Source organism: Membranihabitans maritimus (assembly GCF_021729145.1).
Taxonomy (GTDB): domain Bacteria; phylum Bacteroidota; class Bacteroidia; order Chitinophagales; family Saprospiraceae; genus Membranihabitans; species Membranihabitans maritimus.
In genome coordinates this window covers 239,344-254,997 of sequence record NZ_JAJSLW010000007.1, presented here as the reverse complement: position 1 = coordinate 254,997, position 15,654 = coordinate 239,344, and the positions used below count along the sequence as shown (strand labels likewise).

At 38.3% G+C, this 15,654-nt stretch carries 10 protein-coding genes; 3 read left to right on the top strand and 7 right to left on the bottom strand.

Annotated elements, in window-relative coordinates:
• Positions 1-21: 21 nt before the first annotated feature.
• The 7 genes from LVD47_RS10595 to LVD47_RS10565 form a co-directional block, all read right to left on the bottom strand.
• Entirely contained in the window at positions 22-960 is a 939-nt protein-coding gene (locus LVD47_RS10595) for a Rossmann-fold NAD(P)-binding domain-containing protein (RefSeq protein WP_236975818.1), read from the bottom strand.
• The gene (locus tag LVD47_RS10590; protein WP_236975816.1) at positions 957-2,090 is read right to left on the bottom strand and encodes an aspartate aminotransferase family protein; all 1,134 of its coding nucleotides are present in this window, start codon (positions 2,088-2,090) and stop codon (positions 957-959) included. The genes LVD47_RS10595 and LVD47_RS10590 overlap by 4 nt, the downstream gene beginning before the upstream one ends.
• Before the next feature lie 16 nt (positions 2,091-2,106).
• A complete protein-coding gene (gene argC, locus LVD47_RS10585; protein WP_236975815.1) occupies positions 2,107-3,072 on the bottom strand; it encodes an N-acetyl-gamma-glutamyl-phosphate reductase in 966 nt (321 codons plus the stop codon).
• A gap of 133 nt (positions 3,073-3,205) precedes the next feature.
• The gene (gene argG / locus LVD47_RS10580; RefSeq protein ID WP_236975814.1) at positions 3,206-4,405 is read right to left on the bottom strand and encodes an argininosuccinate synthase; all 1,200 of its coding nucleotides are present in this window, start codon (positions 4,403-4,405) and stop codon (positions 3,206-3,208) included.
• Positions 4,392-4,973 carry a GNAT family N-acetyltransferase gene (locus LVD47_RS10575; protein WP_236975813.1) on the bottom strand — a complete coding sequence of 194 codons (582 nt, stop codon included), beginning with the start codon at positions 4,971-4,973 and terminating at the stop codon, positions 4,392-4,394. Before LVD47_RS10575 ends, argG begins: the two co-directional genes overlap by 14 nt.
• 448 nt (positions 4,974-5,421) lie before the next feature.
• Positions 5,422-6,123: an SIR2 family NAD-dependent protein deacylase gene (locus tag LVD47_RS10570; protein WP_236975812.1), complete on the bottom strand. Its 702-nt coding sequence runs from the start codon at positions 6,121-6,123 to the stop codon at positions 5,422-5,424.
• A gap of 6 nt (positions 6,124-6,129) precedes the next feature.
• Positions 6,130-7,572: an acetyl-CoA carboxylase biotin carboxylase subunit gene (locus LVD47_RS10565; RefSeq protein ID WP_236975811.1), complete on the bottom strand. Its 1,443-nt coding sequence runs from the start codon at positions 7,570-7,572 to the stop codon at positions 6,130-6,132.
• 158 nt (positions 7,573-7,730) lie between these two features.
• Here LVD47_RS10565 and LVD47_RS10560 point away from each other — a divergent pair, with 158 nt between their 5' ends.
• The 3 genes from LVD47_RS10560 (at position 7,731) to LVD47_RS10550 (ending at position 15,356) form a co-directional block, all read left to right on the top strand.
• Positions 7,731-8,084: a DUF983 domain-containing protein gene (locus tag LVD47_RS10560; protein WP_236975810.1), complete on the top strand. Its 354-nt coding sequence runs from the start codon at positions 7,731-7,733 to the stop codon at positions 8,082-8,084.
• The gene (locus LVD47_RS10555) at positions 8,068-9,132 is read left to right on the top strand and encodes an NAD(P)/FAD-dependent oxidoreductase (RefSeq protein WP_236975808.1); all 1,065 of its coding nucleotides are present in this window, start codon (positions 8,068-8,070) and stop codon (positions 9,130-9,132) included. The genes LVD47_RS10560 and LVD47_RS10555 overlap by 17 nt, the downstream gene beginning before the upstream one ends.
• A 395-nt stretch (positions 9,133-9,527) precedes the next feature.
• Positions 9,528-15,356: an MG2 domain-containing protein gene (locus LVD47_RS10550; RefSeq protein ID WP_236975807.1), complete on the top strand. Its 5,829-nt coding sequence runs from the start codon at positions 9,528-9,530 to the stop codon at positions 15,354-15,356.
• Positions 15,357-15,654 lie beyond the last annotated feature (298 nt).

Sequence of the window (15,654 nt, the reverse complement as noted above, 5' to 3'; positions counted from 1 at the left end):
AGTTTAGCCTTAGAATTAATGTTAATGTTCCAAAATCGATTTAAGGACACTTTGTGCAGCAAAAACTCTGTTTTGTACTTGCACGTCAATTATTGAATTGGGAGAATCGATAACGGCGTCTTCTACGACTACATTCCTTCGGACTGGTAAGCAATGCATGAATTTACCATTATTGGTCAAGTCCATCTTATCTTTAGTAATCATCCAGCTTTCTTCTTGTAGCGTGGCCCCGTAATTGTGATAAGAAGACCAGTTTTTTACATAAATGAAATCAGCGTTTTGGAAAGCTTCTTCCTGGCTATGGGATACTTTTGCATTTCCGTTGTATTTTTCAGATAACTCCATTCCTTCCGGGCAACAAATGGTTAGGTCAAAACCAGCTTTTTGAATGGTTTGGCTAAAGGAATTAGCTACGGATTGTGGCAGTTGGCGTGGGTGCGGAGCCCAGCTAAGGACGATTTTGGGTTTTTCTTGTTGCTTTTTCTCCAGAATGGTCATTAAGTCGGCCAGACCTTGCAGTGGATGGAGAGAACCTGATTCCAGGTTTACAATAGGTTTTGAAGCGTATTTTGCAAACTGGGAGATAAAATCATTAGTATAGTCCTGGTTGGGATCTTTTAATTCCGGAAATGCCCGGATGGCAATAATATCAGAATATTGGCTAAGGACCATGGCTTGTTCCTGAATATGTTCTGCAGTTCCTCCATCCATTTTTGCTCCTGGTTTCATTTCTAATTTCCAGGCGCTGTCGGTAGAAAGGTTTATACAATGCATCCCAAGATTGGTGGCAGCTATTTCAGTACTTAATCGGGTCCTTAAACTGGGATTGAGAAAAAGACAGGTAAGAACTTTTCCCAAACCGGGCTTATTAGCTAAACCTGAATTATTTTTCAAATCTAATCCCGCCTGGGCCAATGCCCGAATGTCCTCTATGTTTTCAAGATTTAAAAAACTATTCATCGACTTTCTATTATTTCTTTTAAAGATGATATAAAAATATTAATTTCTGTAATATTGATATTCAAAGGTGGAAGGATTCGCATCGTATTTGGCGATTTTGCGGAACCGGTAAACACCTTTTTATCGAAGATCAATTTTTTCCTGATATCCTTTATGGGAAAATCAAAATCCAGTGCTATCATAAGGCCAAGCCCCCTTATTTGTTTGATTTGGGGTATTTTTGCTAGTTCTTTTTGAAGGATTTCACCCATTTTATAGGCATTAAGGATAAGGTTCTCTTTTTCAATTACCTCTAATACGGCAAGAGATGCTGCACATGCCAGATGATTGCCACCAAAGGTAGTACCCAATAGTCCGTATGAAGACTCTATTTCAGGGTTGATAAGTACGGCTCCGACCGGAAATCCGTTACCCATACCTTTGGCGACCGTGATTATATCCGGTTTCAGGCCTGGGGCATATTGATGTGCAAAAAACTTTCCTGACCGACCGTAACCACTTTGTATTTCGTCCAGAATTAATATGGAATTATGGTGGTTTGTTAGTTCTCTACAAGCCGTAAGAAATTCATTGGATGGTATATGTATTCCTCCTATGCCCTGGATACCTTCAACAATGATAGCTGCTACATCATCATCCATGGATTGTTGTAATTGGTCGATATCGTTTAGGGGGAGTGTTTTTACTTCAAATCCTTTGTTGATGGGGGCAATAATCTTTGGATTATCTGTGCATTGCACGGCTGCTGATGTCCTTCCGTGAAAAGCCCCGCTAAAATTAATTACTTTTTTCTTGCCGGTATGGAAAGAAGCTAATTTAAGCGCATTTTCGTTGGCTTCGGCACCTGAATTTACGAGAAATAGCTCGTAGTTATCGTATCCGCTTAGCTTGCCCAAATGATCCGCTAATTCTTGCTGAATAGGCATTTGGACGGAATTACTATAAAAGCCAAGATTATTCAATTGCTCTGACACCCTATTTATGTAATGTGGGTGAGAATGCCCAATACTCACTACCGCGTGTCCACCGTAAAAGTCGAGGTAACGGATACCATTCACATCTTCGACAAAAGACCCCTGGCCTTTGGTGATTTCTATATCAAATCGGGGATATACATCAAATAATTTCATCGATTTATAATTTTATTTAGAAAGCAGATGCTTTAAGCAAAAGTCCTGTTTCTTCCGGCCATCCAGCTATTATATTGAGATTTTGAACGGCTTGTCCTGAAGCTCCTTTTATCAAATTATCCAGAATACTGGTAATGTGAATTTTATCCTTTATGAGCTCAATCTTTAGAAAGCAAAAATTTGTATTAACGACTTGTTTTACATCCAGATTGTTGCTGGTAACTTTTACAAACGGATGGTTTGAGTAATATTCTGAATACAAGTCATTTACATCTTTTTTGTCCAGGTGATTATTATCTAGATAAATGCTGGCTAAAATCCCTCTTGAGAAATTTCCTCTTACAGGAACCATGTAAATTTCTTTGTCAAAAGTATTTTGAAGCGCTTTGGCACTTTGTTGTATCTCGGGAATATGTTGATGAGTGAATAACTTGTATATGGATACATTATTATTTCGCCAGCTAAAATGAGATGTAGGACTCAATGATTGTCCTGCTCCGGTGGAACCTGTGATTGCCGTGACGTGAATATCTGATCGAATAAGATTACTGCTGGCCAATGGCAATAAACCCAATTGAATCGTAGTAGCGAAACAGCCGGGATTGGCTATGTTGGTAGAATTCGCAATTTTGTCCTTTTGCCATTCAGGTAATCCATATGTGAAAGAATGTTTCCCATCCTCAAATCGAAATTCATTGGACAGATCAATTACGATTTTGTCAGAAGATATATTTATCTCTTGTAAGAACTTTCCTGATCTCCCATGCCCCATACATAAAAAAATACAATCAAAGTTCTCGGTCAATTCAGGAGAAAATTCGATATCCAGAGATCCCAATAAATCCGGATGGATGTCCGTGACGGGTTTTCCTGCCTGGCTATTACTTAATACTTGGGTGATTTGTATTTCTGGGTGATGGACAAGTAGTCTTAGTAATTCACCCCCCGTATATCCTGCACCTCCGGCTATAGCTACTTTCATAATTCGTTTAATTTACCAAATGGTTCCAGTTAAATACGGATCTTATTTGTGCATTCATTCTGGTATTTTAAGATGTGACAAAATACCGGATCTTGAAAATAAGCCGTGGTACTACTGGGATTTCTTATTTAATTTATTCTGCACCCGTTTTATGCAATTGATGGTAAATGATGTCTTTGTTCCCATAAAGTTTGATAAAACCTTTGGCGTCATCAGCTGACCATCCCTTGTTAACTTCTCCATATTGCCCGGCTTTCGAAGCCATTAAATCAAAAGGGGAATTAATACCTAATAGTTCAAACCGGTACGGGTGTAATTTAACTTTTACTTCCCCTTCAACATTCTCCTGAGTAGATTCCAAAAACATTTCAATGTCACGCATAACGGGATCCAGAAACTGGGCTTCGTGAATCATCATTCCATACCAATTGCTTAATTGTTCTTTCCAGTACATTTGCCATTTAGTTAATACATGCTTTTCCAGGAGATGATGGGCTTTAATGATGATCATGGGGGCGGCGGCTTCAAACCCTACTCTGCCTTTTATACCAATAATGGTGTCACCCACATGAATATCCCTTCCAATAGCATATTTTTCTGCTATTCTTTGCAAGGCTTTTATGGCATCTATTTTTTTCCCAAAAGCCTTGCCATCAACATGTGTTAATTCACCTCCGTAGAAATGAAGAGACAATTCCCGGGGAGATTTTTCTTCTAACGGGCTGGGATAAGCTTCTTCCGGTAAGGGCGTATTGGAGGTCAAAGTCTCAGCGCCTCCCACACTCGTTCCCCAAAGTCCTTTATTGATAGAATATTTGGCTTTTTGCCAGGATAAATTGATTCCGTGTTCTTTGAGGTAATTCATTTCCTCTTCTCTGCTTAGTGAAAGCTCCCGGATCGGGGTGATTATTTCAATTTCAGGCGCCAGGGCAGAGAAAACCAAATCAAATCTTACCTGGTCGTTTCCTGCAGCAGTACTCCCATGAGCTATTGCTTTAGCTTCGATTTCTTTAGCAAACTTCACAAGGGCCAGTGCCTGGATCATTCTTTCGGCACTTACAGAAAGGGGATATGTATTATTTCTCAGGACATTGCCGTAAACTAAATATTTAATGCATTTTTCATAGTAATCCTCTTCTACATCCAAAACCCGAAATGAAGCTGCCCCCATTAATCGGGCTTTTTCTTTTGCTTCACTTATATCATTATTGTCAAATCCTCCCGTATTGACCATGGCTGCATGAACTTCATATCCTTTTAAGGAAAGGTATTTAACACAAAAGGATGTATCAAGCCCACCGCTATAGGCCAATACTAGTTTATTTTTCGACATTTGTAACAATTTTATTTGTTAGGTTAAATTTCATTTCATCTTCTTTGGATGGAGCCAGCATCCCCGTGCACAAACACATTTTCATGTTATTCCGGTTGAGAATATCATAATTGGGACAACTTTGACAGCCTTTCCAAAAAGCTTCGTCCTGTGTAAGTTCTGAAAAGGTAACGGGTTTGTAACCAAGTTCACTATTGATCTTCATTACTGCTAAACTGGTGGTAATCCCAAAGATCCGTGCCTGAGGATATTTTTCCCGGGCCAGGGAAAAAGCTTTTTTCTTTATCTCCTTCGCTATGCCGTATTTTCGATAGGCTTCTTTGACGATCAATCCCGAATTGGATACGTATTTTTTATTCTGAAAAATCTCAATGTAACAAAAGCCTACAAGCTGGTCACCGTCCAGAGCAATAATAGCATTTTCATTTCTAAATTTTGTCCGGATATATTCTGGTTCCCGTTTGGCAATACCTGTCCCTCTTACCTTTGCAGATTCTTCAATTAGCTGACATATTTCTTCAGCGTAAATAGCATGTTTTTCATTACCCTGTATTATTTGAATATTCATTATTGTCTTAAGTTGCGATTTTGGAAAAAATCATTAATTGGCCAAATAAACCATGCGGGTTTATACGCTAAATGTTTGAAGTGTATAATTTAGGGCCCCAATGGGCCTGCTCAGATGTGAATAATATGTACTGAAATTTTCTCTCATTTCGGAGGTAAAAGTAGGTAATAATTATAATTATAAAGCACTGATTTCAAATAAATTTTAAAGTTATTGTCGATATTTACAGGTGCTCTCTTTTAATATTTGATTTTTTCTTTTAATAAAAAATCAAATTGACATTTAATACGGTGAATTGATGTTTAATAAAAATTATAAATATGCTTCTATGAATAACCTAAAAGGTCTTAAGAAAAAGATAAATTTTTGATCTTGATTTATAGTTTGAGCTTTCAGCTAATACAAATGAAATGTAGAAAATCCTTTAAGTATCAATAATTAGAGTCAATTATTGTAATTTGGCCAACTGTTCTTTTAATTCTAACAATGAATCAGTAGCTTTCTTGGAAATAATGGTCAACTTATCGCGAAGGCTCATTTCATAATTTATATTGGGGCTGGGATCTACATAAAATACGGGAATATGTCCCTGACAGTATTGAGTCAAACCAGCTGCAGGATATACTTGTAAAGATGTTCCGATTACCAAACAAATATCTGCTTCTGTACATTTCTTGATGGCCATTTCCATAGCAGGGACTGCTTCACCAAACCATACAATATGGGGACGTAACCGAGAACCACCAGGGGATCGGTGTGAAAGTAACAGGTCAGATTCCCAATCCAGTATTTCCTGCTCATTATCAACGCTTCGAACTTTGAGTAATTCCCCGTGGAGGTGGATAATGTTTTTACTCCCGCTGCGTTCGTGAAGATCATCTACATTCTGAGTGATTATAGTAACCTCAAATGCATCTTCCAATTCCGCTAGAAATTTGTGGGCTGAATTGGGTGAAACTGAAAACAGTTGTCTCCTGCGTTGATTGTAAAAGTCTAGAACCAACTCAGGATTTTTTCGAAATCCTTCTGGTGAAGCTACTTCCATGACGTCGTGTCCTTCCCACAATCCATTCTCATCTCGAAAAGTCTTAATGCCACTTTCAGCACTGATACCTGCCCCTGTTAATACAACTAATTTATTCCTACCCATAACCATTTATCTAATAAAAGCTTTTGAAAGCTCTTGCCTGAGCAAATTTTGACTAAATAACGCAGCAATTTTTGCCGCTTTTTCCTCATCGACTTTCAGAGTATCTGAGGATTTGAGATCTTCATAGAACCGGATTGAATAAGTCCCTTTTTGAAATTCATGGTGTTTGAATACAAATTTCCCAAAAGGAATAGTGGTATCAATACCTTTAATTTTGCAGTCTTCCAGCACTTTTAGAAAATGGTTTATTGCCTTCTTACGGTTGGTTGCATAAACAGTAAATTTTGCTATCATAGGATCAAAATACAGTGTGACTTCATTCCCAGCTTCGAACCCCGAGTCTATGCGCAAGTCTTGCAAGACCGGAGTCTCAAATATTTCAATAGTCCCGGGCGAAGGAGAAAAGGTATCTAAATAATCCTCAGCGTAAATTCGTAACTCGATAGCATGGCCGTGAATATTAATTTCATCTTGTTGGAGAGGAAGTTTTTGGCCTTCTGCAATTTTAATTTGCCATTCAACAAGATCTACGCCTGTAATCATTTCCGTTACGGGATGTTCTACTTGTAGCCGTGTATTCATTTCCAGGAAGTAAAAATTCTGGGATTCATCCATCAAAAATTCTACAGTTCCACTACTGTAATAGTTACATTGTTCTGCAAGCCTCAATGCTGCATTACACATTTTCTTTCGGGTAGCTGGTTCTATAATCGCACAAGGTGCTTCTTCTACCACCTTTTGATGCCTTCTTTGAATGCTACAATCCCTTTCATAAAGGTGAACACAATTTCCATGCTGGTCTCCAAAAACCTGAATTTCAACATGTTTGGGATTTGGGATATATTTTTCTATAAAAACATCATCATTACCAAAAGAACTTAAAGCTTCGCTTTTGACAATGTCAAAAACCTCTTTAAGTTCTTTTCCGGAGTGAATCGTTCGCATCCCTTTACCCCCTCCTCCGGCAGCTGCTTTTAGCAGAACTGGAAATCCAATACTATTTGCGTATTTGAGAGCTTCTTCTACATTTTGCACGCCATCGACAGACCCGGGTATCAGAGGAACTTCGGCTTTTTGGGCTAATATTTTTGCCGAAATTTTATTGCCCATTTGAATTATACTCTCTTCTGATGGGCCGATAAAAATAAATCCCGAATCTTTTACCTGTCTTGCGAAATCCGGATTCTCACTGAGAAAACCGTACCCAGGATGAATAGCATTTACTCCGGATTGTGTAGCCACTTTAATAATCTTCTCAATATTAAGATAAGTTTCAGAAGAGGTATTCCCTTTTAATTCAAATATTTCATCAGCTTCTCGGAGGTAGGGAAGTTGCCCATCAACTTCGGCATGTACTACAACTGTTTTTATCCCTAAGTTTTTGCATGTTCTTATTATGCGTGCGGCAATTTCTCCCCTGTTTGCAATTAACAATTTCTCAATTTTCATTATCTTTTATTGTATTAAAAAAGTAGTAGAACTGCTACAATCTTCATCTTTAAATTGAGATCTTTGTGACCGTTGCTACAATGATTGGAAAAAATAAGAAATATATTTAATCGAACAAATTTTTAAATACAATGGGAATAATTGCTTCAATTTTTAAGATGAAATGTCCAAAATGCCGACAGGGTGATTTATTTGAAAAACCTTTTTCATTTTCTAATGCATTTAATATGCCTGACCATTGCCCCGTCTGCAACCAAAATTATTTTCCTGAGCCCGGATTTTATTATGGTGCTATGTTCATCGGATATGGAATTACAGCATGGACATTCTTTTTTCTTGGAGCTATTTTAATATTCTTAATTGGAATGGATTTTAATAAAGCCATTATCCTAATTGTTATTTTTGCTGCTCTGACTTTTATTTATTTTTTTCGACTCGCCCGGTCGGTTTGGATACATATTTACGTAAAATACGACCCAAAAACTGCATTGCAGGATGAGCCGGGAAGTTGATGCGATAATAATTGGGGGAGGATTGGCAGGAGCCAATTTGGCTTTGAGTTTTTTAAATAAAGGAATTTCTTGTGCAGTTTTTGATAAAGAAGATCTTGAGTCAGCTTCTTATGTAGCGTCCGGAATTATAAACCCTATTACCGGCAGACGGTTTGTCAAAACCTGGTTGTATGACCAATTGAAGGAATATTTTATTCCCTATTATTCCACATGGGAAGATCGATGGCAAGTCTCTTTTTTCAATGAGGTTAATATCTTTAGATCTATTCCCGACAATAAATTAGTTAACGATCTTGACGCAAAGTTAGCCGACCCGGATTATGCAATGTATTGTCGACCTATGGAAGCATCTGAAGGAGAATTCCTAAGACAAAAGATCAATTTTCAATTGCCGGGATATGTTTTTTTCGGGTACCAGGTAAATACTTCAATTTTTTTGGAAAATGCCCGGGATTATATAACGGAAAATGCCTTTTGGATAAATGATAAAATAAGTCTGGATAGCGTTAATAGCACAAATGGGAAATATAAAATCAAGGACTTTTATTCAAAAAGATTAATACTTGCTTGTGGGGCTCAGGCCCTGGATAGTTCGTGGTTTAATTGGGCAGGGCTTAATCCCAATAGGGGAGAAGTCCTGAAAATTACCTCGAATATACCCCAGCTTTCTGATCTCATAAAGCAAAAAATTTTTTTAGTACCCGAAAGCCAAAATCAATATTGGGTCGGGAGCTATAGTACCTGGGCTCCATCAACCGAAAAAGCTAGTGAAGAAGGTAAAAATTATTTAATACGACATCTGAAAAATCTGATCGGCCTGGATTATAGGATTGATAACCATTTGGCCGCATTCCGTCCGGCCATTACAGACAGACGCCCTGTAATTGGGGAACATCCACAGAAAAATGGACTTTATGCCTTCAATGGTTTTGGTTCTAAAGGAACGAGTTTAATTCCCTACTTTGCCGATCATTTCTACAATTATCTTTTTGACGGGAAACCGTTGGCTGAGGAAGTGGATGTCGCTAGATATTGGTCTTCGAATTGAATTTGTGCTCTAAGGATCCCTTATTTATAGAAGTATAATCTTATTTCTGAAAGATGATTCGGACCATGAAGACAGGAGTCCCAACGCGCCCGTAAAGCCAGATCCCAGGATTTTTAATTTCGATAATACATATATAATGACACATGGAAGTCACGGCATTAGTTGCCTGGAGCTCACTAGCGATGTTTCATCTGCTATCTACGACCGTTGGGGGCAAAGATGTAGACTGTAAATGTCTGTGCGGAATATGTTGTGTATTTGCCGGTCTAATTGTTATTGTCTTAAACTTACGTTAATTATCATTTTATTTTGACTAAATTATAGCTTGAGCCCATCTTATAAGCACAGTCAAATAAAATTTAATTTGGCAAATAGCTGATTATAAAAAGACTACTATGAATAAATTTCGCATTTTTATTATGGTGATAGGTTTAGTTTATGCTTATTCCTTACAGGGACAAAATGATCAAAATTTGAACTGGGAAAATACTTTTGAATCGGATTGGGATAAAATAGATGCCTTGATAAAAGAGGGGAAGAGAGGATCGGCCTATGATTTGGCAAAGTCTACTTTTGAGAAATCATTGGATAAAGGGAATGTTACAGGCGTAGTAAAGGGGCTTATCGCTATGACTGAAAATTTCTATTATGTCAATGATGAAGCTTTGTACACGATTATTGCAGAATTGGAAAATGTGGTAGGCGATCCGGTAATAAAGGCATTTGTCGATTCTTATTTGGCAGAAATGTATCAACTTTACCTGGAGAAAAATCGGTATAGGATCAGTCAGAATACTGAAGTTGGACCAGAGGCAGAAGATTGGCGATTATGGAATGAGAAACAATTTTTGTCAAAGATTCAAAGGTTATACGAATCAAGTCTGGAGGGTGAAGGTGTAATGAATATTTCTTCGAAGAAAGCGCACCATTTTATTAACGGGTCAGAAAATGCCTTGTACGAATTGAGACCTGCTGTCTTTGACTTGTTGATAGATCGATATGTTGGTTTTCTCACAAATGTCCGTTTACAATCCGGTTTAGTACCCATTTATCTCCGGAAAGACTGTCTGGATCAATTACTGAGTTTTGAAATATCTTATTGTGGAAATATTGATTCTGCAGGAAATGATGGATTTCAGAAAACGCTGGAGATGTTTGAAAAGTGGGAGAATGTGCACAGAAGGGCCGGAAATACCTCAGCACTTTTATCGATTATAGACCAAAGGTTGGATTATGTAATAAATTCAGTGCAAAACACCAGAGACTCTGCCCATATAGATGCCCTGGACCGATTAATTACAAAGTACCCGGATGATAAATACCTTACATTATTGTATTTCAAAAAGGCCCAAAAGTTTTTTGCTGCCAGCGAGTACACCAAAGCCATAGAAGTAATTGAGGAGGGCTTGAAATTGGATTCAACTCATTACTATTCGTTTGGAATTGAAAGATTGGAGCAACAGAAGCTCCAAATCCAAGCGAAGGATTTGGAGGTCCAGGTAGAATATGCTTATCCGATTGGCCAGCCACCTTTGTTCTCAATTAATTACAGAAACATTGACAAAGTACACTTTGATGTATTTGAATTGAACGAAGAAGAATTTATGGACCTTGCTTTTTTTCTCAAAGGAAAGAGTTCTGTCCAGGAGGTTGTTTCAGGAAAGAAACCTATATGGAGGGATGAAATTGGACTACTGTCGTCAGATGATTATGCCCGGCATACCACGGAATGGTATATCGATCAAAACCTAAAAAGCGGCAGGTATTTAATTTGTTATTATTTCGACGACGATAGTACAAAAATAAAGGGAACCTCCATTTTTCAGGTTTCAAATATTAAATTAGTTGATGTGTCACAAAACATTGGTAATAAATATTTTGTGCAGGATCGTTTAACAGGAAAATTGATTACAAATGCTGAAGTTATATCCAAAGTTATAGAGGACAGAAGACTCCTGCATAAAGAAAATAATAATCTGATGGTGCAATCCGAAGGGTATTATTTGATGCCGGATAAAAACAGTAATAGAAGAGTGGCTTTTAAAATACGTTCCGGAAAGGATGTGTTTATTTCCCCGCTATCATATCAGAGGTCTTATGTTCGACATCCTGCCCAACAACATTCCCGGACGGTATTTTTCACAGATCGGGCTGTTTATCAACCAGGACAAACGATCTTTTTCAAAGGATTGACTGTTTCTTCAAAAGAGTTAACCAGTGACCTGTTGGTAGATAAAAGCGTTACTGTATACCTCAGGGATCCTAATGGGCGGGAAGTTTGGAGTAAGTCCTACAAAACGGACGAATGGGGATCCATAACGGGTGAAATACCCTTGCCAGTAACGGGGTTAAACGGCAATTGGTCTTTGAGTTCCAATTGGCAGGGACAGCATTCTGTCCAGGTCGAAGCGTATACCCGGCCAAATTTTGAGATTGAATTTAGGGATACCAATTTAAAGGTATCGGAAAAGGTAATTTCAGCTGATGGAAAGGTTTTGACTTATGGTGGTTTTCCTATCCAAAAAGCTACAGGGACGGCGGAAATATGGTTGAAAAAATCCCGTCGCTGGATGTATTTATCAAATGACGGAGATTCGGAGAAATTGGATGTAATTCCTTTGGTTACAGACATAAATGGAGATTTTATGTTTGAATTTGAACGGGTTAAAAAACCGGAATTAGGCCATGGGGATTGGTCTTATTATTATTATGAGGTAAAAGTGACCATTGAAAGCCCATCCGGAGAGATACGAATTAAGGAAATTCAAATTCCCCTGAAAAAAGATCTCATGATCGTAAATTTGAATCTGGAAGAAAGAATAGATTTGGAGGCGGAAGGAGAATTGGTAATTTCCGCAACTAATACATTTAATCGTCCCGCAGAATTCGAAGGGAAGATGATAATATATGAATTGGAGGTGCCCGAACATTTTAAAGTAAATCGATTCTGGAATACGCCTGATCAGAGGATTATTGGAAAAGGAGAATTTGGGAAGAAGTTTGGATCCTATCGTTTTTATGATGGTGATGACGGGTCGGAGTGGCAATGGGAAGAAAAGGATAATATTTGGGATAGTTGGCCAAATAAAAACAGAGTAAGTACCCAAAACCTTGCTTTTACCGGAAATTCGACGGTAGATTTACGTTCCGAACTACCCGGACGGGGATATTTCCGAATTGAGATAATATCAGGGGAAGGAGACACTGTAGTTTCTCAAAATTTCTATGCTTACAGTCGTCAATCGGGTTTTGATTTGATGCACAAAGCTTTTGAGGTTATTCCAGATAAGGATACTTATGTTCCCGGTGATTTAATGGAATTGAAAGTATTGAAAAATTCTAATCTGGCTAATGTTATTCTCGTATTTGAAGGCCGGGATCGGAAATTGCAAACCCGTGTGTTAAAAGGGAGTAAATTTGAAATCAAATTGTCGGAAAAAGACCGGGGGGGGATACAATTTATAATATTGGGACAATTAGAGAATCGAAATTTTAGAGAATCAGTTTTCATAGATATTCCATGGAAAAATAAAGATTTGCATATTCTGAGAGAAGATAGTATTTCATCTATAGATGTGCATACGGAAAAAGAGCTTTCTTTTAGCGTAAAAGATGTAAACGGCAAAGGAATTCAATCTGAAGTTGCTATTGCGATTTACGACGCTTCACTGGATGAATATGCCGTTAATAATTGGAATGTCGATAATGTTTTTTTTAAACAATTTAATTCTTATATACCAATTGTGGATTTGTCGGGTAATTTGGGTCTTACCGTTAGCCATGAAAATAATTATTGGAAAAGAAATAACAGGGAAATTAAAGAGATTGTAATCCCTGTTTTGCCTCCGGTGTCTATCCTGGCACATAGGCCGATGATGATGCGTGGTGGGGATATGATGCATGAAGAAATAATGGTGACAGGGTTTGTTAATATGGCAAAAAATTCCGTACCTGACGCCGTGGAGGAATCGGAATCTTCAGACCATGATCCTAAAGAAGAAGACATTCGTCAGGACTTCAGTGAAAATTTAATTTTTGCCGGTAAGGCATTGACTGATTCGGCCGGAAAAATCCATTTCCCAATTACAACCAATGGTAAAGTTGGACGGTGGAAAGTTTTAGTTTTGGCTCATGATAAGGAACTGGCAAGTGGAGCCAGTAGTTATGAATTCACCACTAAGAAAGACTTATATCTCGAAGATTATTTGCCGGAATACCTAAGGCAGGGGGATGCTATTAACCTGCGGTTTTCCGTTTTCAACACTACTCAAAATACTGTTAAGGGTTCGTTGGAATTGGAGGTTAAGTCTCTCGGAAACAAAGGGGAAGCTTTGTTCACTCAGTTGAAGAAAATTGACCTAAATGGCAGAGGTTCAGATGTTTTAGATTTCTTGATTGCAGTGAATCCGGATCAGGGTACGCCCCTGGTTTTTGATGTATCGTTGGTAGGGGAAGACGGGAGTATATGGGATCGGATGCAAAAGATTGTTCCTGTCTTTCAGGCAAATGAGACGGTACATTCAGGATGGGTATATGTTTTGGAACCAGGGAAAAAGTATGAACTTCCTGATTCTTTAAAGAGTGATTTGCAGGGTGAAATGAGGATTCGGGTGGTGCGAAATATGTACTCCGAATTGTTGAAGTCATTACCCTACTTGCATAACCGTTCTGCCAAAACAACCGACCAGTATTTAAGAAATTGGATGTATGCTAATTTGGGTTTAAAGGTAGCGAAAGATTTACCGGATTTTGAGAATATCTACAATGAGTGGAAAAGAAAAGGAGAATTAGAGGGTAGGTTGTCTGATCAGCAAGATCAGAAATACGAGGAATTATCCAGTACCCCCTGGGTAAGACAGAATAATACACAGGAAGAACAAATGGCATTATTATCCTTGTATTTTGACAGAAACCATATGGTTCGTACGATACAAACAAGTTATGATCAATGGACTTCTAATCAAAATTCGGACGGCGGATTTCCCTGGTTGAAAGGATGGCCATCAGATCCGTATATTACAGGCCGTATCCTGGAGAATATTGGAAAGTTGATGGAGCATGAAATTGAGTATGAAAAAGACGACTTTGATAAGATCGTTGGCAGAGCTATTGACTATTATGATTCCGAGAACTTCAAGTTGTGGAAGAAGTGGAAGCAAGATACATCAGGGATTGACAATCAATGGTATATATCTCCTGACTTTATGCGGTATTTTACTACAAGGGCTGCGTTTGTAAAAGACCACCCAATCCGGGGTGAACACCATGAATTTTGGAACTCATTACTTGTAGAGTTTAAGGACAGCTGGGCAGAAAAATCCTTCTTAGATCAGGCAGGAATTGGAATAGCTGCATTTCATCTTGGGGAGAAATTATGGAGTGAAAAAATCGCAGAAGCTTTTGCGGATAATGTGATTGAGTCGGAAGTTTTAGGTGCTTATTGGAGGTATAATCACCGTTCGATGCAATCCAATTATCTGGACTTGCATAGTATGGGTATGGAATTACTTCAGTTGAATAACATTCATTTATTGGATCAAAAATTGTTGCAATGGATTTTAGTCAATAAAATGACCAATGACTGGAGCGAAAACCCATCGGTTTTTCATATGATTTTATCGGCTATGGGGGCTGGCAAAAATTCATTTACGACCTCTAATCAGGTTGAGATCGTCAACAAGAAAGGAGGCGAATTTGGGGAAGATCATTTTACCCTGAGTCCTGAAGAAAGGCTAGGATTCAAAGTTATTAACCGGGGAGAAAGTCCGGTGTGGGTTGCTGTGCAAATATCTCAGGAGGTGGCCCTAAATGAAATTTCTGAGGATAGTGGAACGGAATTAGATGTTGAAAAGCTGGTTGTATTACCCGAAGAAAGGGAGAATATAAAAATGGGAGACCGTCTCTCCATTCGTTTGGTTTTGAGGGCGGACAGGGATCTTGACTACGTGTACCTCGAAGATCCTTTGGTACCTGGTGTGGATGAAGGGATTTCGCTAAGCGGTTTTCAATGGAAAAATGGATTGTCGTATTATCAAACTTTTGATTTTGACAAAGGACAGTTTTTTATACGGCATCTTCCAAAGGGGACCCATATTATCGAATATGAATTGGGGGTTGTAAGATCCGGTGAATTTGGATTACCGCGAACCAAGGTGCAATCTTATTTTGTACCGGAGATTAGTGGGTGGGACCACTGGAAGGCACTGTGGGAGATAGGGGAGTAGTGTTGGGAAAGAGTTTTTAGCAGGAAGTTGCTCACAGGTTCAAGCCTCAAGCTATGAGTTTCTAATAAAGTCAGTTTACAATATTTTTCAAGGTAAATCTTACCGGGATCCATGAATTTCTCATGGATAATTATATCTCACGAGAATAAACCCAATATTGTACTGAAGACCTCAAATGCAACGAATTTACGTATAAATCATTTTTGAATATTTTGTGTAGTTTATTGGACAACCATTAGAGCATTCTCCTACAGGGATCAATGGTCTTAAGCTATCGAGAACTTGACGAATGATTGTT